The 19,662-nt window shown below is 42.5% G+C and carries 18 protein-coding genes and 1 pseudogene; 1 reads left to right on the forward strand and 18 read right to left on the reverse strand.

The features are described from left to right. Positions 1-34: 34 nt before the first annotated feature. The 9 genes from MKY34_RS18590 to flgB are packed head-to-tail and all read right to left on the reverse strand — an operon-like array spanning position 35 to position 7,016. Positions 35-607: a hypothetical protein gene (locus tag MKY34_RS18590; RefSeq protein WP_342512603.1), complete on the reverse strand. Its 573-nt coding sequence runs from the start codon at positions 605-607 to the stop codon at positions 35-37. 4 nt (positions 608-611) lie between these two features. Beyond that, positions 612-1,064, reverse strand: coding sequence for a flagellar export protein FliJ (gene fliJ / locus MKY34_RS18595; RefSeq protein WP_342512604.1), 453 nt, complete (start codon positions 1,062-1,064; stop codon positions 612-614). Next, positions 1,061-2,395 (reverse strand): flagellar protein export ATPase FliI, encoded by a 1,335-nt coding sequence (gene fliI, locus MKY34_RS18600; protein WP_342512605.1) that lies wholly within the window; start codon positions 2,393-2,395, stop codon positions 1,061-1,063. The genes fliJ and fliI overlap by 4 nt, the downstream gene beginning before the upstream one ends. A gap of 2 nt (positions 2,396-2,397) precedes the next feature. Then, the gene (gene fliH / locus MKY34_RS18605) at positions 2,398-3,168 is read right to left on the reverse strand and encodes a flagellar assembly protein FliH (protein ID WP_342512606.1); all 771 of its coding nucleotides are present in this window, start codon (positions 3,166-3,168) and stop codon (positions 2,398-2,400) included. Continuing rightward, positions 3,161-4,174 carry a flagellar motor switch protein FliG gene (gene fliG / locus MKY34_RS18610; RefSeq protein WP_342512607.1) on the reverse strand — a complete coding sequence of 338 codons (1,014 nt, stop codon included), beginning with the start codon at positions 4,172-4,174 and terminating at the stop codon, positions 3,161-3,163. Before fliG ends, fliH begins: the two co-directional genes overlap by 8 nt. Positions 4,175-4,188: 14 nt before the next feature. After that, positions 4,189-5,778: a flagellar basal-body MS-ring/collar protein FliF gene (fliF, locus tag MKY34_RS18615; RefSeq protein WP_342512608.1), complete on the reverse strand. Its 1,590-nt coding sequence runs from the start codon at positions 5,776-5,778 to the stop codon at positions 4,189-4,191. Positions 5,779-5,822: 44 nt separating this feature from the next. After that, positions 5,823-6,131, reverse strand: a complete 309-nt coding sequence (gene fliE, locus MKY34_RS18620) for a flagellar hook-basal body complex protein FliE (protein WP_342512609.1) — start codon at positions 6,129-6,131, stop codon at positions 5,823-5,825. Between the two features lie 28 nt (positions 6,132-6,159). Beyond that, positions 6,160-6,621, reverse strand: a complete 462-nt coding sequence (gene flgC / locus MKY34_RS18625) for a flagellar basal body rod protein FlgC (protein ID WP_342512610.1) — start codon at positions 6,619-6,621, stop codon at positions 6,160-6,162. A 2-nt stretch (positions 6,622-6,623) separates the two neighbouring features. Next, positions 6,624-7,016, reverse strand: coding sequence for a flagellar basal body rod protein FlgB (flgB, locus tag MKY34_RS18630; RefSeq protein WP_342512611.1), 393 nt, complete (start codon positions 7,014-7,016; stop codon positions 6,624-6,626). Positions 7,017-7,393: 377 nt separating this feature from the next. Here flgB and MKY34_RS18635 point away from each other — a divergent pair. After that, positions 7,394-8,464 (forward strand): annotated as a pseudogene (locus tag MKY34_RS18635) (IS3 family transposase). 67 nt (positions 8,465-8,531) lie between these two features. On the opposite strand, the gene codY reads toward MKY34_RS18635, so the two are convergent. From codY to sucC, 9 genes are all read right to left on the reverse strand, one after another. Continuing rightward, complete coding sequence (gene codY / locus MKY34_RS18640; protein ID WP_342512612.1) at positions 8,532-9,308, reverse strand: GTP-sensing pleiotropic transcriptional regulator CodY; 777 nt, start codon at positions 9,306-9,308, stop codon at positions 8,532-8,534. Positions 9,309-9,398: 90 nt separating this feature from the next. Continuing rightward, positions 9,399-10,799 (reverse strand): ATP-dependent protease ATPase subunit HslU, encoded by a 1,401-nt coding sequence (gene hslU, locus MKY34_RS18645; protein WP_342512613.1) that lies wholly within the window; start codon positions 10,797-10,799, stop codon positions 9,399-9,401. After that, the gene (gene hslV / locus MKY34_RS18650; RefSeq protein ID WP_342512614.1) at positions 10,796-11,341 is read right to left on the reverse strand and encodes an ATP-dependent protease subunit HslV; all 546 of its coding nucleotides are present in this window, start codon (positions 11,339-11,341) and stop codon (positions 10,796-10,798) included. Before hslV ends, hslU begins: the two co-directional genes overlap by 4 nt. Before the next feature lie 9 nt (positions 11,342-11,350). Further along, a complete protein-coding gene (gene xerC, locus MKY34_RS18655; protein WP_342512615.1) occupies positions 11,351-12,250 on the reverse strand; it encodes a tyrosine recombinase XerC in 900 nt (299 codons plus the stop codon). Between the two features lie 473 nt (positions 12,251-12,723). Beyond that, the gene (trmFO, locus tag MKY34_RS18660) at positions 12,724-14,034 is read right to left on the reverse strand and encodes an FADH(2)-oxidizing methylenetetrahydrofolate--tRNA-(uracil(54)-C(5))-methyltransferase TrmFO (protein ID WP_342512616.1); all 1,311 of its coding nucleotides are present in this window, start codon (positions 14,032-14,034) and stop codon (positions 12,724-12,726) included. A gap of 133 nt (positions 14,035-14,167) precedes the next feature. Further along, positions 14,168-16,243, reverse strand: a complete 2,076-nt coding sequence (topA, locus tag MKY34_RS18665; RefSeq protein WP_342512617.1) for a type I DNA topoisomerase — start codon at positions 16,241-16,243, stop codon at positions 14,168-14,170. 121 nt (positions 16,244-16,364) lie between these two features. Then, positions 16,365-17,246, reverse strand: a complete 882-nt coding sequence (gene dprA, locus MKY34_RS18670) for a DNA-processing protein DprA (protein WP_342512618.1) — start codon at positions 17,244-17,246, stop codon at positions 16,365-16,367. Positions 17,247-17,321: 75 nt separating this feature from the next. Next, positions 17,322-18,224: a succinate--CoA ligase subunit alpha gene (gene sucD / locus MKY34_RS18675; RefSeq protein ID WP_342512619.1), complete on the reverse strand. Its 903-nt coding sequence runs from the start codon at positions 18,222-18,224 to the stop codon at positions 17,322-17,324. Positions 18,225-18,242: 18 nt separating this feature from the next. Then, a complete protein-coding gene (gene sucC / locus MKY34_RS18680) occupies positions 18,243-19,403 on the reverse strand; it encodes an ADP-forming succinate--CoA ligase subunit beta (protein ID WP_342512620.1) in 1,161 nt (386 codons plus the stop codon). Positions 19,404-19,662: the final 259 nt, after the last annotated feature.

Below are 19,662 nucleotides of genomic sequence, written 5' to 3' on the forward strand. Positions count from 1 at the left end.
CACCTCCCTTCGAAATATGGGATCTTCACTCCCGTTATTTAGTCATCATCGTCGTATATTTTGCTGCATCTTCTGCAGGCATTTTTTCCAGAATAGATGCCAATATATCTGGTTTCAAACTTGTTAATATCCGTATTGCTTCTGCGTCACTCATCTTAATAATGACAGGTGCAGCAGATTTCGCAGACATCTGTTCGAAAGTCGTTACAATCTCCTGGAATTTCCGTTTCGAATCATCTTTATCACGTTGAAGGACAGCTATTTCATCAAGCAGTCGTTCCTGTTCAATTAATAGTTTTTCATTCTCATCTGCGGAAGTTTCAAGGTCTTGCTGCAACTTAAATAGCTGCGCTTCCTTATCCTTGATTTCTGCTTGCAATGTTACTACTTGCTCCCCTGCGACTAGTGATTCTGCATCATCGTCTTGCTTCTCTTTATCGCCGGTGAAAGGTATGCTCTCGGACCACTCTTTCGCTTTGTCGAAAACGTTGACATCTGCAAATTTCGCTATAACGAGAACAACTGCCGATGCAAACAAAAGTGGAATGAGCACCCATAATAGTAACAGTTGAAATATCCCCGTCTTTTTTTCTTTTGTTTGTTTCACCACATTACCACCCGTTTTCTCTTCTGCGGAACTTCAACGTTGACATTTCGTCAAGCTGGATTGCCTCCAACTGCTCCATTTCAGCCCGATGATGTTCACGATCTTTTTCTTTCATTTTCTCGAACTTCTTTACTTCGAGTGATTTCTCTAGCAATCGATCCTCAAACCAATTCATTTTAGAACGTGCTTTCATGACTAGCGGTTGTAACTCTGCAATTTTCTTTTCAACACTAGATATAAAATTTGCATAATGATGCATTTCGTCAATCGTGAAACCGATAGCCATCCGTTCCTGCTGCTCCCCAAGAACATCTTCCTTCTTTTTCAACAAGTCATATAACTGCGTAGCCAACGTTTCAAACTCCGTTACCGCATTTTTAAACTCGACTTCTGTTTCGCTTTTTTCCTGTTCACGATACGTCAACACTTTTTCAAATCGATAGTGATAAGCCTTCATGTTGTACCGCCTCCAGTGCTACCAAGTGCTACAAGCTCCGCAATGCTATCCTCAATTGAAATATTATCTTTAAAACCTTGCTTCAAGAAATTCGTAATGAGTGGCTCGTATTCAATTGCCTGGTCAATTTCTGGTGACGTTCCCCGCTTATACGCACCGATGTTGATAAGGTCTTCGGATTTGTCATATGTATAATACAAATCACGTAATTTTTCCGCTGCTTTTACATGCGCAGGATCTGCAATATGATTCATCAGCCTACTAACGCTTTTCAACACATTGATAGCAGGATACTGCCCTTTATTGGCAAGCGTTCGGTCTAGTACAATATGTCCATCTAAAATTCCGCGAACCGCATCAGCAATTGGTTCATTCATATCGTCCCCGTCCACAAGCACTGTATAGAAGGCTGTAATCGAGCCATTCTCATTCGTTCCTGTACGCTCCAACAACTTCGGCAAAATGGCAAAGACAGACGGTGTATAACCGCGTGTCGCAGGCGGTTCTCCTACCGCAAGTCCAATTTCTCGCTGTGCCATGGCAACTCGTGTGACGGAGTCCATCATCAGCATGACATTCATCCCTTTATCACGGAAATACTCAGCAATCGCCGTAGCTGTGAACGCACCTTTAATTCGCATAAGTGCCGGTTGGTCAGACGTTGCCGCAACAACAATCGTTCTACTCAGCCCTTCTGCTCCAAGATCCCGGTCTATAAACTCACGTACTTCACGACCACGTTCTCCAATCAGCGCAATAACGTTTATATCCGCAGTCGTATTGCGAGCAATCATACCGAGCAATGTACTTTTCCCAACACCCGACCCTGCGAAGATCCCTACACGTTGACCATTTCCGACCGTCAGCATACCATCAATTGCTTTCACACCGACCGATAGTTTTTCATCAATCGGTGGGCGTGTCAAAGCATTCGGCGGAGCTTGTTCTGTTCGAACAGTCGTTAAGCCTTTTGGTAGTGGACTATTATCAATCGGATTGCCCATTGAATCAAGCACTTTTCCAATTAGATTCATCCCTACTTTTACTTCGAGTGGTTTCCCAATCCCTTCCACAAGACAGCCGCTTGAAATGTCGCGAATATCCGTATAAGGCATCAAAATAACAATTTCTTCTCTAAACCCAACAACTTCTGCCATAATGATTGCATCTTGTTTGCCTGATCGATTCAGATGGATATGGCAAACATCTCCAATCGAACTCTCGGGTCCTTGTGACTCAATCATCAGACCGACAACGCGGACAACGCGCCCAAACTTTTTAAAAGTCTTCACTTTTGGAATAAAGTCGGTTAGCTCTCCCGCTTTTTTCATTGTCAATCCCCACTTTCCATGATTTCAACGAGTCTTTCCCGTAATTCATTCAATTGCTCTTCAATGCTGACGACAATCCGTCCATGGTTTGTTTCGATATAGCATTGAGTAGATTCAAAATCATCGTTGGCAAAAATAAGGAACGGCACATCCGGTGGAAATATCGCCGCCAGCTCCGCACGATTATCCGATACGAGCTCAAAATAGCCGAGGGAAACATAGAGTTTAATTTCTTTCATCTCACGTGCTTCCTTCAAAGCCCTTTTCACAACAGAAAGATAGACCTCTTCTTCATCCCGCAATGTCTGCCCAATAATCCTTTCAGCAGTTCGCATCGCAAGCTCAAGGATGACACGTTCTTGACTCACAAGATACTTGTTCGCATTTTCATATGATTGCGTCGTCGCCTCATTTGCGCTCTGGATAGCAGCAGCCATATCAGAAAGGGCTTTGTCACGCCCTTCTCCATAGCCGACTTGAAAGCCTTCATCATACGCTTGCTGTTGTAGCAAGGCTTTCTCACTCTCCCAAGTCGTTTGCATAGTTGCAATATCCTCTGTTGCCATCTGACGCATCTGCTCAATGGCCGCCTTGTCGTCTTCAATTTTCCTGTTCGCTTCTTGTAACAATCGATCCCTTTCTGCAAGCACCATATCCAATGTAAGTTCCTCACTCGGATCAATGTCTTGAGGCGGAATAAGATTTCGGATACCTATTGGTTTCGCTTTTCCTTCTTCAGAAACCATCTGATAGGAACGAAATATATTAGACAATGACGTCATCTCCTCCGCCACGTGCAATGATGATTTCACCAGAATCTTCAAGTCTACGAATAATCGTTACAATACGAGTTTGTGCTTCTTCAACATCACGTAAGCGCACAGGTCCCATGACTTCCATCTCTTCCTGGAACGATTCCGCCATCCGTTGTGACATATTGCGGAACAAGATATCTTTAACTTCCTCACTCGACACTTTCATCGCAAGAATTAAATCTTCGTTCGCACATTCACGCACAATCCGCTGAATTGAACGGTTGTCCAATGTCACGATATCTTCAAAGACAAACATTCTTGTGCGAATTTCTTCGGCAAGTTCTGGATCTTGAATTTCAAGCGCATCGAGAATCGTTTTTTCTGTTGATCGATCGACACCGTTCAACACTTCAACAACTGCGTCCACTCCACCTGTTTCCGTATAGTCTTGTGTAACAGTCGATGATAGCTTACGCTCAAGAACCGCTTCAATTTCACTGATAACTTCAGGTGATGTCGAATCCATTGTTGCAATCCGCTTAGCAATATCCGCCTGCATTTCCTGTGGCAAGGATGATAAAATCATACCTGCTTGTTCAGGCTCCAGATAAGCTAAGATGAGTGCAATGGTCTGTGGATGCTCATTTTGAATAAAGTTCAAAATTTGTCCTGGGTCTGCACGTCTTGCAAAATCGAAAGGACGTACTTGCAAGGATGATGTCAAGCGATTGATAATTGCTTGTGCATGATCTTTTCCAAGCGCTTTTTCAAGGACCGTTTTCGCATAGCCAATTCCACCTTGGGAAATATAATCTTGAGCGAGTGCAATATTATGAAACTCCTCAATAATCTCTTCTTTCACAGAGGCTTCTACTTTTTTGACACCCGAGATTTCAAGCGTCAAACGCTCAATTTCCTCTTCACTCAAATGTTTGTATATTGATGCAGATACTTCGGGACCGAGGGAAATGAGCAGGAGCGCCGCTTTCTGTTTCCCCGTCATCCCTTTTTCTTTCTTAACCACAGTTCATCCCTCCGTCATTCCTCGGCTATCCACGTACGTAATAACTTCGCGAACTCTTCCGGCTTTTCTTTTGCCATTTTTTCAAGTTGCTTCTTGCGGACTGTTCCTTCTGTTTCCTGTTCAGTATTAATGTCATCGACATCCATCGCTGCAAGTTGCTCATCCATTATTAAACTTTCTTCCATTGCTTGCTCTTGTCGTTTCTTGCGGAAGAATAGGAAGATTAACACACCAATAATAAGTAGCAACGCGCCACCAATTGCATAAATCCACCAAGGTATCGTAGATGTTGTTTCTGGGAAGTCTACTGTTTTACCATTGAAAGGCTGTACAGATACAACGATTTTGTCATTCAAAGCTGCATCCGTTAGCTCTCCTGCTGCCCCCTTATCAATGGACGTTCGTATAATCGTTTCAAGTATACGCTCAACATCTTCTTGTAGTCCCGGTGGCATAGAAGCTATATCGTCCGCTACAGGTGGCTCAATCATCACCTGTATGCCAAGATCCCGAATTTTATAAGGGCTCTCGACAATCTCTTTACGAATTCGATTTACTTCATTATTAACAGTCTCTTCGATTCGTTCATAATCACCGTTTGAGAATGTGCCTTCTTGGAAGCCCGTACCATTATCTGTCGGATCTTCTCCTTCTGGCGTGCCCCCTACAGGACCATTGCCCGTAAACGTTTCTGTAATTCGCTGAACGCTAAGAGCGATTCCTTCCATACTTTCCTCGTCAACCGGCTCTACAAGATTTTCCTCTCTCGTTTCCAGTTTAAAATCAATATCAGTTGTTACAGAAACAACGACTTTATCTTGTCCAATCATTGTGCCTAACATTGTTTGCACTTGGCGTTGTAAATCACGTTCAATCGTTTTCTTAACCGCCATTTGATCTGTCACACTTGTTCCAGTTGAATTGTTACTCTCGTTCAAGTCAAAGTACTCCGAGTACTGATTCATAATCACAATGTCATCCGTCGACAAATTCGGTAAACTCTTTGATACGAGATTATAAAGTGCATTAATCTGTGGTTCTGTAAATTGATGCCCTGGTTCAGTTTTCAACATGACTGCTGCAGTTGCCTGCTGTGTGCTATCACTGATGAAAACCCCTTGTTGTGGCATCGTGATCATCACGTTGGCATCCTTCACACCTTCGATGCCTTTGATTAAGTTTGCGAGCTCTGTTTGCATGGCTCCTAGCTTAATCATATTAAACTCATTATCTGTCGTTCCAAATCCAGCGTTTTCCGAAAAGAAAGCATAGCCTGGTGTCCCTGAAGTAGGGAACCCTTCTGCAGCGAGCGTCACGAGTAAATCATCGACGCGCTCTTTGGGTACAAGAATGGATGTACCACCAGGAGCAACTTTGCTCTGCACCCCCTGGCTATCTAACGTCTCTTTGATGCGCCCAATTTCCGCACGAGATACATCCGTATAAAGCGGTGCATACTCTGTCCTAGACAATAGGATTGTTAGGATTGCGGCGATTATGATGACGGCCGTGGCCGAAGCGATGTATGTATTTTTTTGCTTTTTTGTGCGACTCGACCAGAACTCACGTATATCCAATCTGATTTTCGCCAATCTTTCATTCATTGTAATCCCCCGGTCAGCTTCCGTATTCACTTTTAAACAAGCATTTAAACAGGCATTCTAATAATCTCTTGATATGCTTCGATTACTTTGTTTCGCACTTCCATTGTTGCATTTAATGTAATCGTCGCTTTTTGAGCTGCAATCATAACATCATGCAATTCTACATTGTCACCACGCACGAGCTTCTCTGTCATCATATCCGATGTCTGTTGTTTACTATTCAAATCATTGATTGCCTCTTTCAAGTAGTTTCCAAAGTTTTGTTGTGCTTCATATGCTGTTGGTTGCATTGCCTTATCGGTCTTAAACAAACTTTCCGAAGGTGCAAGAGCTGTAATCGATTGTATGGCCATTTCTTTAACATCCTTTCACTTCAGCGTGTTACTTCCCTATTTCCAGTGCTTTCATGAGCATCGATTTATTTGCATTTAACACGGTGATATTCGCTTCATAAGAACGTGTTGCGGACATCAAATCAATCATCTCACGCAGGGGGTCCACATTCGGCATTGAAACATAGCCTTCCTCATTTGCATCCGGGTGCGAAGGGTCGAATACCAATTTAAATGGCGTTTCGGTATCCTCTTTAATTCGCGAGACCGTCACGCCATTTCCTACCGATCCTTTTACCTTCGTCCCCATTGCGACATTCAACATTGAGGAAAATTGACCTTCTCGCGGTTGTAACGTAACGGTTTTACGTCGATAGGGTTGCCATTCTCCATCGACCATTCTTCCACGAGTCGTGTCGACATTGGCCATATTTGATGAAATAACATCCATTCGCATTCGCTGTGATGTCAGAGCGGATGCAGACGTATTTAAACTATGAAATATCGTCATTGTTAACGACCTCCTTTAATCACATTTTGTAGCGTATTAAATTTGCCGTTAATTCGATCAATTACTGCATTGTAGTAAATTTGATTCGCTGCTAAATCCGCTTGTTCTTTGTCCATATCTACACCGTTTCCATTGTGTCGATAACGAAGATTCGAGTAACTGGAAACCCCTGGCGTCATTTCACTCGATTTGAATGCGATATGCCTTTCATCAGTTCGATAAGCAGCTAACGAGTTCGCTTGAACATTTGCAAAAACTTCTTTAAAACTGACATTTTTAGCTTTATAGTTCGGCGTGTCGACATTTGCGATATTTTGTGAAATCACTTTTCCTTTTGTGGTAGAAAAGTCCAATCCACGCTCCAGACTTGAAATTGTTCCTCCGAATAGGTTCACTGTTTCCACCTCTTATTCCGTTTATTGGCGAATTAAAACTTTTTACTTTTCTACTACTAAACTATCTTTTTCGCATATAACATTATTGTAGCGGATTTTGTAGATTGTTGTCTATGAGATATAGGCAAATATGTATGGTGCTAAACAACCTTTTTAAATCTCATTTATTATCCATTTAAGAATAACTAGGCCTAATGGTTTACCAAACACTCTCCACTTATCATTTCAAGCTAAGTAAGCCCTAAAATCTTTACCAAAAAACCACTTCTACAATTTAGAGAAGTGGCACTGACTTGAAAAATGGGACAAATAAAAACACCTTTCGTTTAAAATGGGTATTACTATCCTAATTAGACAACGCGGAGGTGTTTTTTTCTATGGGAACAAGAGTAAGTTATCCAGTCAAAGTAAAAAGGAAAGTAATTGAAATGCGGTTAACTGGTGTCCCAGTAAAAGAGGTAATGGAAGAATTGAACAACCTGTTGGAAAACAATATACCTTCGATAAAGGGCCAGAATATGAAAATGAAACAGCGAAATTACTAGCGGAGAATCGTTATCTTAAGCAACAAATTGAGGTCTTAAATAAGTACGCAGAGTTGGAAAGGAAGTGGTTCCAAAAGTAGTGATCGGGTTGGCGGAAGACTTAAAAGGATTCATTTCGATAGGTGAGATCTGTCGCTATCTGGGTGTAGGTCGCTCATCGTATTACCGTTGGAAGAAGAATGCGGACAGGCAAACAGGGAAAGAGATTCGAAATCAGCAAATTGGCGACTTGTGCAAACAGCATAAGTTCCGCTATGGTTATCGAAAGATTGCGGCCTTGTATCCGGGAGTTTGTGAGAAGACTGTGCAGCGCGTGATGCAAAATTATGGCTCGCAATGTCGAGTAAAAGTGAAGAAACGGAAACGCACTGGGCAACCAGCGTACGTCGCACCGAATTTATTGACACGGAATTTTACAGCATCTAAGCCCTTCGAGAAGCTAGTTACAGATATTACCTACTTGCCTTTAGGTCAATCAATGATGTATCTTTCTAGTATTCTCGATGTCTACAATGGAGAAATTGCGGCACAAACTATTGGTTTCAGACAAGACACCGTCTTCGTGTTGGACACACTCTATCAATTGCCACAGCTGCCAGAAGGTTGTATTCTGCATAGTGATCAAGGTTCTGTTTATACATCCTATGCTTATCAGAAAGCAGTCAAAAAAAAGGAATTACTATGAGCATGTCCCGCAAAGGCACGCCAGCTGATAATTCCCCAATTGAAACGTTTCATTCCACGCTAAAGTCTGAAACGTTCTATCTCGACGATATCTATCGTACAACGAATGCACGTGTGATACAGATTGTCGAAGAATACATTAATTATTATAACAATACCCGAATTCAAACGAAACTAAACAGCCAATCGCCGGTTCAATACCGTCAATTGGCTGTATGATAAGGTGTTTTATTCTTGTTTCAAAAGAGTAGTCAGTGCCAAGTGGTTCAAGGTGTTTTATGGGTTATTATGATTTTTGTTTTTCAAGTTCTTCGAGGAACTTGCTATTCAACACTTTGATATACGTACCTTTCATCCCAAGTGAACGTGATTCGATTACGCCTGCACTTTCCAACTTACGTAGCGCATTGACGATAACCGAACGCGTGATTCCTACTCGGTCTGCAATTTTAGAAGCAACAAGTAGTCCTTCATTACCATCAAGCTCTTTAAAGATATGCTCAATCGCTTCATGCTCACTGTAAGATAGGGAATTGATTGCCATTTGAACAACAGCTTTACTACGTGCTTCAATCTCAATTTGCTCAGACTTCTCACGCAAGATTTCCATTCCAACAACAGTCGCACCGTACTCCGCAAGGACTAGATCACTTTCTTCAAACTCTTCTTTCAAACGTGCCAAAATCAGTGTACCCAGTCGTTCTCCACCACCGATAATCGGCACAATTGTCGTCAAACCTTCTTTGAAAAGCTCGCGGTTTTCGACCGGGAACGCCGTATGCTCATTGTATACATCTAAGTTCGATGACGTCTCGCTTACGTCGAACAACTTGCTTGTATACTCTTCCGGGAATTGACGTTCTTCGAACATTTTTTTCATACGATCATTTTCGATTTGTTGATGAATTTCTAGACCGAGCAATTTCCCTTTTCTGCTGACGATGAATGCATTACACTCGATTACCGAGCTAAGTGTTTCAGCCATCTCTTTAAAGTTTACCGGTTTTCCTGCCGATTTTTGTAGCATTGCGTTGATTTTGCGTGTTCTCGTTAATAATGTCATTTGTATGTTTCCTCCTAGATAATAGTTGCTTCGATCATTTAATGAATATTCTAAAGGTTTTTAATCATTAAATAAACTAAAACGATTCGGTTATAAGATGAATTGTGACAAATCTTTGTTTTTTGCGATACTTTTCAATTTTTCATCGACATATGCTGGCGTAATCTTAATCGTTGCAGGTCCGATATCCGCCGCTTCATATGATAATTCTTCAAGAAGTTTTTCTAAAATTGTATGCAGACGCCTCGCACCGATATTTTCAGTATCATCATTCACACCGTAAGCAATTTCCGCAATGCGACTAATGGCTTCGTCCGTAAAATCAAGTATGACCTCTTCCGTTTCGAGCAATTTTTCATATTGTCGAATCAAAGAGAAATCCGGCTCTTTCAAAATACGTTCAAAGTCTGCTTTCGACAACTTATCAAGTTCCACTCGGATTGGAAAACGCCCTTGTAGCTCAGGGATAATGTCCGATGGCTTCGCCATATGGAAAGCACCTGCAGCAATGAACAGTATGAAATCCGTTTTGACAGGACCATATTTTGTTGTCACAGTTGACCCTTCAACAATCGGCAAGATATCCCGTTGAACCCCTTCTCGTGAAACATCAGCTGAAGAACCACTCCCACCACGACTAGCGATTTTGTCCATTTCATCAAGAAAGATCATTCCAGATTGCTCTGTCAAATCGATGGCACGCCTTGCAATCTCGTCGTGATCAATTAATTTATCAGCTTCTTCTGCTTCAAGCGCTTTACGCGCATCCGCCACTTTCATCTTGCGCTTTACCGTCTTTTTCGGCATAAGCGAAGATAATGCGTCCTGCATATTCGCACCCATTTGCTCCATTCCCGAGCCTTGTAGCGCATCGAACATTGAAGGTTGCTGTGAGGATACTTCAATCGTCACCATCTGCTCTTCAAGCTTCCCGGCTCTCAGACTTGCTGCAATTTCAGATCGCTTACGCTTCACTTCAGCGACCTCGGTATAATCTGGCTCTTCCTGCTCTGCTTTTTGACCAAAAAGCATTTCAAATGGATTTTGCATGCCACCCATTTTCTTCTTTTCCGGAACAAGCAGTTCAATAAGTCGTTCTTCAGCTAATACCGCGGCATGTTCCTTCACCGCTTCACGTTGTTCTTCTCGAACAATGCGTACACCAGCCTCGACTAAATCTCTAATCATCGATTCAACATCTCTACCTACATAACCAACTTCGGTAAACTTTGTCGCTTCGACCTTGATGAATGGGGCATTCACCAACTTGGCAATCCTTCTTGCGATTTCTGTCTTTCCAACTCCTGTTGGTCCAATCATGAGAATGTTCTTCGGGATAATTTCATTTTTCTCATCATCAGAAAGAAGACTTCTTCTGTACCTATTTCGGATCGCTACAGCTACTGCTCGCTTGGCGTTATCTTGCCCCACAATGTAACGGTCAAGATGCGCAGTCAATTCCTTCGGTGTCAGTTCTAGTCTCTTTGTCATTCGAGTACCTCCACAACAATCTGATCATTCGTATAGACACAAATCTCCGCCGCTGTTTCAAGTGCCGCTTGTGCAATTTGCGCAGCGGTCAACGTGTCACCACTGTACTTCTTTAACGCACGACCAGCAGCAAGTGCATAATGACCACCTGAGCCGATTGCCAAAATGCCATCGTCAGGTTCAATCACTTCTCCCGTACCTGAAACGAGCAATAGACGCTCACTATCCATAACGAGCAACATCGCTTCTAGTTTGCGAAGAATTCTGTCGCCACGCCATTCCTTCGCTACCTCGACAGAAGCTCGTTGCAGATTCCCATTGTACTCCGTCAATTTACCCTCGAACAATTCAAACAATGTAAAGGCATCCGCCACTGAACCAGCAAAGCCTGCTAGCACTTTACCACCAAATAATCGTCGGACTTTCTTTGCAGTGCGCTTCATGACCACTGCATTCCCTACAGTTACCTGCCCATCTCCTGACATGGCGCAAGCACCATTATGATGAATGGCAAAAATCGTCGTTGCATGGAATTCCATCAAATCATCCTCCTATGCCCGCGGGTGCGTATTCATATACGTGTTCCGTAAATGCTCTTTTGTTATATGTGTATAGACCTGTGTTGATGATAAATGACTGTGCCCAAGTAACTCTTGGACAGTCCTCATGTCAGCACCGCCTGCCAATAAATGAGTTGCAAATGAGTGACGAATCATATGCGGGTAGATTTTTGTATGAAGCGCTGCACGCTCCATCATCATAGTTAATATATGACGTACTCCTCGGTCCGTTAATGGATCTCCTCTTAAATTGACAAACAATCTGTCATGTTCCTTCTGTTTCATCAACAACGGACGGCTTTTCTCACGATAAGCATCCAAGGCAGTCTGTGCAAAACTGCCAAAGGGAACATAGCGTTCTTTGCGACCTTTCCCCATCACTAATACAATACCCAAATAATCATCGATATCCTGCATTCTAATCGAAGTCAGCTCACTCACTCGAATTCCAGTTGCATAAAGTAATTCGAGTAACGCATAATCACGTAATGATTTTTTGTCATCTCCTTCGAAGGAGTTAAACAGCTGTTCCAGTTCTTTTTCATAAAAAAAAGCCGGAAGCCGTTCTTCCTTCTTCGGATGATGCAATAATCGAAACGCACTGTCGTTAATGCTATATCTCGAATTGGCAAATTTGAAAAAGGAGCGAATGGATGAGATTTTCCTAGAAATTGTCGCTCTCGCCAAGCCTTTGTCATACAAGCCTGTCACATAAAGCCTAGCCTCGGGGTAGGTCACTTCATTTAAGTCCGTAATTCCTTCTATTTGCAAAAACGCCAGAAATTCATTGACATCATTTTCGTATTCCAACACGGTATTAGCCGAATAATTTTTCTCTAAACGTACATATGAAATATATTCATCACGGACAACTGAAGTTTGGTACACCACGCACTTCACCCCCAAAATGAATGACCGTTGAAATTATAACAAAATTGAGATAGTTTGAATAGTAATTCACATCACACACATTTACCGATGCTATGGCTGGATTGTAAACGCAATACCTAAAAATGACGATTACTTAAGCTATTCGAAAGACAACCACGGTTCACTATACAATAATGGCGATTGTCCGGCAACCTTCTTTCCTTCAGATGTCTGACGTCTGCTAAACTCTTTCAAATTTCGTCACAATTTGTTCATATTAAGAAAATTGAAAGCGCTCTCCTAGGTAAAGTGATATGAAAAGTACATATTCACGCATTATCGTACTCAGCTCTAGCTTGAACTTCCCTTCTCTATCCTATTCCTACTTTCATTCCTTTTTAAACCTTTACAGGTTTAAAATACATTTTTTCTTCTAAATAAAAAAGCCTAGGAAAACTCCCTAGACTTTTTTCTCGTTTATGAAACGTGTTTACTTATGACTGCGCAATTGATTGAAACTCGCAAATCGCTTTTAGCGCACGCTCTGCATGTTTCTCCGCACGCTCAACTTTAGATTTTACGCGCTCACCAAGAATTGGGAACAATCCAAAGTTAATGTTCATCGGTTGGAAGTTTTTCGAGTCCGCCTCCGTGATATAACGCGCCATACTTCCAAGTGCCGTCTCATGCGGAAACAGAATTGGCTCTTTCCCCAACGCTAGATTAGCGGCATTAATACCTGCGATAAGCCCTGAACCAGCCGATTCAACATAGCCCTCAACGCCTGTCATCTGCCCAGCAAAGAATATATTGCGATTCGCTTTCAACTGGTATGTTGCATCCAATACACGTGGAGAATTGATGAAAGTATTGCGGTGCATCACACCATAGCGAACAATCTCAACGTTCTCAAGACCAGGAATGAGGTTTAGCACTTCTTTTTGCGCCCCCCATTTCAAATGCGTCTGGAAACCAACGATATTGTACAACGTACCTGCTGCATCATCTTGACGAAGCTGAACGACCGCTTTGTAGCGCTTACCCGTCTCAGGATCCTCTAATCCAACTGGCTTCAATGCACCAAATAACAATGTTTTCTCACCACGTTGAGCGAGTACTTCTACAGGCATACAGCCTTCAAAATAGATTTCTTTTTCGAATTCCTTTAACGGCACAACTTCTGCCGCGATGAGTGCATTGTAAAATCTTTCAAACTGCTCCTCATCCATCGGACAATTCAAATATGCCGCTTCCCCTTTGTCATAGCGGGATTTCAAAAAAACTTTACTCATGTCAATTGAATCTTTTTCGATGATAGGAGCCGCTGCATCGTAGAAGTATAAGTATTCTTCACCTGTCATTTTTTGAATTTGTTCTGCAAGCGCTGGTGATGTCAGCGGACCTGTTGCGATAATTGTAATCCCTTCAGGAAGCTCAGTCACTTCTTCGTTCACAATTTCAATAAGCGGATGATTACGGATTTGCTCCGTTACATTGCCCGCAAATTCATGACGATCAACCGCTAACGCACCACCAGCTGGAACTGCACAAGCGTCCGCCGCTTGAATGATGAGTGAGTCCAATTTCCTCATCTCTTCTTTAATCACACCGACTGCATTCGTTAAATTATTCGCACGCAACGAGTTGCTGCAAACTAACTCCGCAAATTTATCTGTATGATGGGCTGGCGTTTGTTTTACAGGTCTCATTTCATATAAACGAACATTGACGCCACGGCTTGCAATTTGCCATGCTGCCTCACTCCCAGCAAGGCCTGCACCTATCACATTTACGATGGGTGTCATCCCGTCACCTTCTTTCTTCAAATCCTATTGTCCAGCTTCAGCGCAGGCCTACATGATGTAGGTCATGCAACCGTTGCCGCAGGACGCGGCGTTTTTAGACTGCCTTCCTCTGAACAGGCGCTTACGCTTTTCTTTATTGCTGCGTATCTTCTTTATAGTCACATTCTGTACATTGAATTTGCACGCCTTTTTTCAGTTTCTTTTCGACGAGCGAGTGTTCACATTTCGGACACGGTCTCGCAACCGGCTTGTCCCACGAGACATACTCACATTCCGGATAGCGATCACAACCATAAAAAAGACGTTTAGTTTTGCTTTTCCGTTCAACGACCTGCCCTTCTTTACAGGACGGACAAGTTACACCAATCGGCTTGATAATCGCTTTCGTATTTCGGCAATCTGGAAAACCAGAGCAAGCCATGAATTTCCCGTAGCGACCTAATTTGAACACCATAGGTAAGCCACATTTTTCACAATCCTCACCTGCTGGCTCGTCCTTGATTTCAATTTTTTCCATCTCAGCATCGGCAACTTGCACATGCTTTTCAAAATCTCGATAGAAAGCATCTATTACCTCTACCCACTTAATGTTACCTTCTTCAACATTATCGAGCCCTTGCTCCATTTGCGCTGTAAACTCTACATCAATAATATCCGGGAAATATTGATTGACTGCTTGATGAACGATTTCACCTAGCTCCGTCGGAAGGAAGCGCTTCGCATCCAATGTGACATAACCACGCTTCTGAATGGTATCTAGCGTTGGCGCAAACGTCGATGGACGACCTATCCCTAGTTCCTCTAGCGTCTTGACCAATCGCGCCTCTGAGTACCTTGGCGGCGGCTGTGTGAAGTGTTGTTTCGGATCAATATCGCTATACTTTACGCGTTCTCCCTCTTCAAGTGGCGGAAGAATTCGATCCTTTTCTTCTTCCTTATCGTCGTTACCTTCTACGTACACTTTCATAAACCCTTGGAATTTCACCTGTGAACCATTCGCCCTGAAACGAACATCTCCATTCACAAGATCTGTCGTAACTGTGTCTAGGATTGCTGGCGCCATCTGGCTTGCAACAAACCGTTCCCAAATAAGTTTATAGAGACGTAGCTGATCACGTGATAAAACCGCTTTCATAGCCGCAGGTGGACGCATAACGGACGTTGGTCGTACAGCTTCGTGTGCGTCTTGGGTCTTGGCCTTATCTTTACTTGCAGGTTTCGAAGTCGTCATAAACTCTTTCCCATACATTGTTTCAATAAATGACTTTGCTTCCTCTTTTGCACTATCTGCAACTCGCGTCGAGTCTGTTCGCATGTAAGTAATGAGACCGACGTTGCCCTCTTTTCCAAGGTTTATCCCTTCATAGAGCTGTTGTGCCAACATCATCGTTTTTTTCGCACGGAAGTTCAGTTTCCTTGCTGCCTCTTGTTGCAAGGATGAAGTTGTAAACGGTAAAGCTGGATTTCGTTTTCGTTCTTTTTTCACAACCGACGCAATTTCGAACGTATCCTCTGTCAGTTGGCCAAGAATGGCATCGACCTGTTGTTTATCCGTCAGCTTCATTTTCTTCTTGGCATCGCCATAAAATACTGCCTCGAAGCTTTTATTTCCCTTTGTAAATTGACCTGTAATACTCCAGTATTCTTCAGGAACAAATGCATTAATTTCATTTTCCCGATCAATAATTAAACGAAGTGCTACCGATTGAACGCGTCCAGCTGAAAGTCCTTTTTTCACTTTTTTCCAGAGAATCGGGCTAATATTGTAACCTACAAGACGGTCTAGTATTCGACGAGCTTGTTGCGCATCCACGAGATCCATATCGATAGGTCTCGGATTTTTAAATGATTCTTTAATCGCTTCTTTCGTTATTTCATTAAAGACTACGCGACAATCTGATTCAATGTCTACGCCAAGCTGATGTGCCAAGTGCCAGGCAATCGCTTCTCCCTCTCTGTCGGGGTCAGCCGCGAGAAAAATCTTTTTCGCTTTTTTTGCGTCTTTCTTCAATTCTTGTAGAATCGGGCCTTTGCCACGAATTGTAATGTATTTCGGTTCATAATTATTTTCAGTATCTACACCCATTTGACTGCGTGGTAAATCCCGTAAATGTCCAAGTGAAGCACGCACTTTATATTTTTTTCCGAGATAACGTTCAATCGTCTTTGCTTTCGCAGGTGATTCTACTATCACTAAGTAATCTGCCATGTAGTATGTGCCTCCTTATAGAGGTATCGTATTTATTCAACAAAAGAATATCTGTTGCAAAATGTATAACAGTTTTTGAATTAATGCAAGGCTTTCAATATGAAGGCACATTTTTTAATGGCTAGATAATGAGTGATTCGATGACTTGAAAGCCGCTCCACACAAGCTTCGCCCCTTCATCTAACAACTTATTTGGCCCAGCAGATAATGGTGAAGTAATAGGACCCGGAACCGCAAATATTTCTTTTCCATGATCAAGTGCATGTTCAACTGTGCTCATTGTACCACTTTTGTCAGCGGCTTCTGTAATCACAACAGCATCAGACAAACCACTAATAATACGATTTCGCATTGGAAAAGTCCATTTTTCCGGCTTAACATAGGGTGGATATTCTGTAATTAGCAGATGATTGGCTGCCAATTGATTGGCTAAATATCGATTCTCTTTCGGATATAAATGGAAAAACCCATGTCCTAGCACAGCAATGGTTTTACCACCAAATTCAAGTGCTGCAACATGCGCCATTGTGTCGGCTCCCTTCGCTAAGCCGGAGACAATAACAGCCTGATGTTTCACAAGTGGAGGCACGATGAGTGACATCGCTTGCTTGGAGTATGCGGTTGCTTTCCGCGAGCCAATAATGGCAATTTTAAATGATTCCGCTAGTAATCGTTGATCACCTTTTGTATACAGGACTGCCGGCGGATCAATCATTTGTCGTAATTTGTCAGGATAGAGGGGGTTTGTAAACGGAATGGGGATAATGTCTTCCCGTTCATAGAGTTTGTCGTATGGGGTCATAGCGTTTTCACGCAATTTCACTTGCAATTTAGCTGCTTTTTCCACTGAAGTATTCAGTAAAAAGGCCAAGTATTCAGAAGGATAGGTCGGGATTTTTTCGAGATTGGGGTCTACCTCGAGAAGTTTTTCCAGTCTGTTCAATGGCACAGGATAGACATAATGGAGTGCTAATAATCGCCTTTCTGCAATTGTTACTTCCATTAGACTCCTCCTTTTCGACTATAGTACAGGACAAAAAAGGCACAGCGCATGAAATCACACGCTGTACCTTCTATATTAATGTGTTTTACACTTTTCGTACAGACCTTTTTCTTTAATCACTTTGATTAAAGTTTCACCGATAACAGATGGTGTGTCTGCAGTTTGGACACCTGCAGCGTTAAGCGCTTTGATTTTCTCTGCTGCAGTCCCTTTACCGCCGGAAATGATGGCACCAGCGTGGCCCATACGTTTTCCTTCCGGAGCTGTCTGACCACCGATAAAGCCTACTACAGGCTTCGTCATGTTCGCTTGAATCCATGCAGCAGCTTCTTCTTCAGCTGTTCCACCGATTTCACCGATCATAACTACCGCATACGTCTCAGGGTCTGCGTTGAATTCTTTTAGTACATCAATGAAGTTTGTCCCGTTTACTGGGTCTCCACCGATACCAACAGCTGTCGTTTGACCGATACCTGCTTGTGAAAGTTGATGAACTGCTTCATATGTTAAAGTCCCTGAGCGTGAAACAACGCCAACGTGACCTTTTGTATGAATATAGCCTGGCATGATACCAATTTTACACTCGTCAGAAGTAATAACGCCTGGGCAGTTCGGACCGACAAGACGTGTTTTCTTGCCTTCCATATAACGTTTCACTTTCGCCATATCCAATACTGGAATATGCTCAGTGATACAGATTGTCATATCTAGTTCAGCGTCTACCGCTTCCATGATTGCATCTGCCGCAAATGGAGCTGGAACATAGATTACTGAAACGTTTGCGCCTGTTGCTTTAACTGCTTCTTCAACTGTGTTGAAAACAGGTACGCCTGCAGCTTCTGTTCCACCTTTACCCGGTGTTACACCGCCGACGATTTTCGTGCCGTATTCAAGCATTTGTTCTGTATGGAAAAGTGCTGTAGCACCAGTAATTCCTTGTACGATAACTTTTGTATCTTTGTTAATAAAAATACTCATCGTTTGTCCCTGCCTTTCTTAACCTACGAGTTCAACAATCTTTTGTGCACCTTCTGCCATTGTACCAGCAGCGATGATGTTCAAGCCTGATTCGTTCAATAGTGCTTTTCCTTTGTCGACGTTTGTACCTTCTAAACGTACAACAAGTGGTACTTGAAGTCCTACTTCTTTTGCAGCTGTGATAACGCCTTCTGCGATAACGTCACATTTCATGATACCACCGAAGATGTTAACGAAAATCCCTTTAACATTTTTATCAGATAGGATGATTTTGAATGCTTCTGTTACTTTTTCAGCAGTCGCGCCGCCCCCAACGTCAAGGAAGTTAGCGGGTGATCCGCCGTAGTAGTTGATAGTATCCATTGTAGCCATTGCAAGGCCCGCGCCGTTTACCATACAACCGATACTTCCGTCTAGGGAAATATAGCTAAGGTCATATTTTGAAGCTTCGATTTCTTTTGGATCCTCTTCGTCGAAGTCACGAAGTTCTTGGATGTCTTTGTGACGGTATAGTGCACTGTCATCAAAGTTGAATTTCGCGTCAAGTGCAAGTACGTCGTCCCCAGCTGTTACAACAAGTGGGTTAATTTCAACGATAGATGCGTCTTTTTCTACGAATACTTGGTACAATCCAAGCATGAATTTCACTGCTTTGTTCACAAGATGTGTAGGGATGTTCATGTTGAATGCCATGCGGCGTGCTTGGAAACCAGTCAATCCTACTACTGGATCGATGCTTTCTTTGAAAATCTTTTCAGGTGTTGCTTCCGCAACCTCCTCGATGTCCATACCGCCTTCTTCAGAACCCATAAGTGTTACACGACTTGTTGCACTGTCTAAAACGAGGCCAAGATAATATTCTTTCTTAATATCTGAACCTTCCTCGATAAGAAGACGTTTCACTTCTTTACCTTCTGGGCCTGTTTGATGCGTAACAAGCGTTTTACCGATTAATTCTTTTGCATACTCACGTACTTCGTCAAGATTTTTAGCAATCTTAACGCCGCCCGCTTTCCCTCGGCCACCTGCGTGGATTTGTGCTTTGACTACGATGATGTCTGTACCTAGTTCCTTCGCAGCTTTTACTGCTTCTTCCGGAGAAAAAGCTACAAGGCCGTTTGAAACAGCTACACCATATTCTCTCAGCAACTGTTTACCTTGATATTCATGGATATTCATCTTACATCCTCCAATCGAACTTGTATCTCTTAATTTGCTACCTTAACCATTGTAGTAAATTTGTCATTCAATGTCCACATTTGAATGACGAATACTTATAAAGTTCTCGTTTATCCTTCAGATTCCGCAAATGCTTGCTTAGCGCTATTTTTTCTGCTTGGTCACTCATCCCTATAACTTAAAAACTACCTGAATTCATGTAAAATTTAGATATCCATCATTCCTACATCCCGATCTTCAGTAACTCCCAAATCTAGTT

The sequence above is a fragment of the Sporosarcina sp. FSL K6-1522 genome (assembly GCF_038622445.1).
Classification (GTDB): Bacteria; Bacillota; Bacilli; order Bacillales_A; family Planococcaceae; genus Sporosarcina.

Excerpts from the sequence above, each read along its gene's own strand:
- fliJ (WP_342512604.1), bottom strand. The coding sequence starts at position 1,064 with ATGAAGGCTTATCACTATCGATTTGAAAAAGTGTTGACGTATCGTGAA.
- flgC (WP_342512610.1), bottom strand. The coding sequence starts at position 6,621 with ATGACGATATTTCATAGTTTAAATACGTCTGCATCCGCTCTGACATCA.
- fliE (WP_342512609.1), bottom strand. The coding sequence starts at position 6,131 with ATGGCCATACAATCGATTACAGCTCTTGCACCTTCGGAAAGTTTGTTT.
- sucC (WP_342512620.1), bottom strand. The coding sequence starts at position 19,403 with ATGAATATCCATGAATATCAAGGTAAACAGTTGCTGAGAGAATATGGT.
- dprA (WP_342512618.1), bottom strand. The coding sequence starts at position 17,246 with ATGGAAGTAACAATTGCAGAAAGGCGATTATTAGCACTCCATTATGTC.
- trmFO (WP_342512616.1), bottom strand. The coding sequence starts at position 14,034 with ATGACACCCATCGTAAATGTGATAGGTGCAGGCCTTGCTGGGAGTGAG.
- topA (WP_342512617.1), bottom strand. The coding sequence starts at position 16,243 with ATGGCAGATTACTTAGTGATAGTAGAATCACCTGCGAAAGCAAAGACG.
- fliI (WP_342512605.1), bottom strand. The coding sequence starts at position 2,395 with ATGAAAAAAGCGGGAGAGCTAACCGACTTTATTCCAAAAGTGAAGACT.
- sucD (WP_342512619.1), bottom strand. The coding sequence starts at position 18,224 with ATGAGTATTTTTATTAACAAAGATACAAAAGTTATCGTACAAGGAATT.
- fliF (WP_342512608.1), bottom strand. The coding sequence starts at position 5,778 with ATGAATGAAAGATTGGCGAAAATCAGATTGGATATACGTGAGTTCTGG.
- hslU (WP_342512613.1), bottom strand. The coding sequence starts at position 10,799 with ATGACAAAGAGACTAGAACTGACACCGAAGGAATTGACTGCGCATCTT.
- codY (WP_342512612.1), bottom strand. The coding sequence starts at position 9,308 with ATGACATTATTAACGAGAACACGCAAAATCAACGCAATGCTACAAAAA.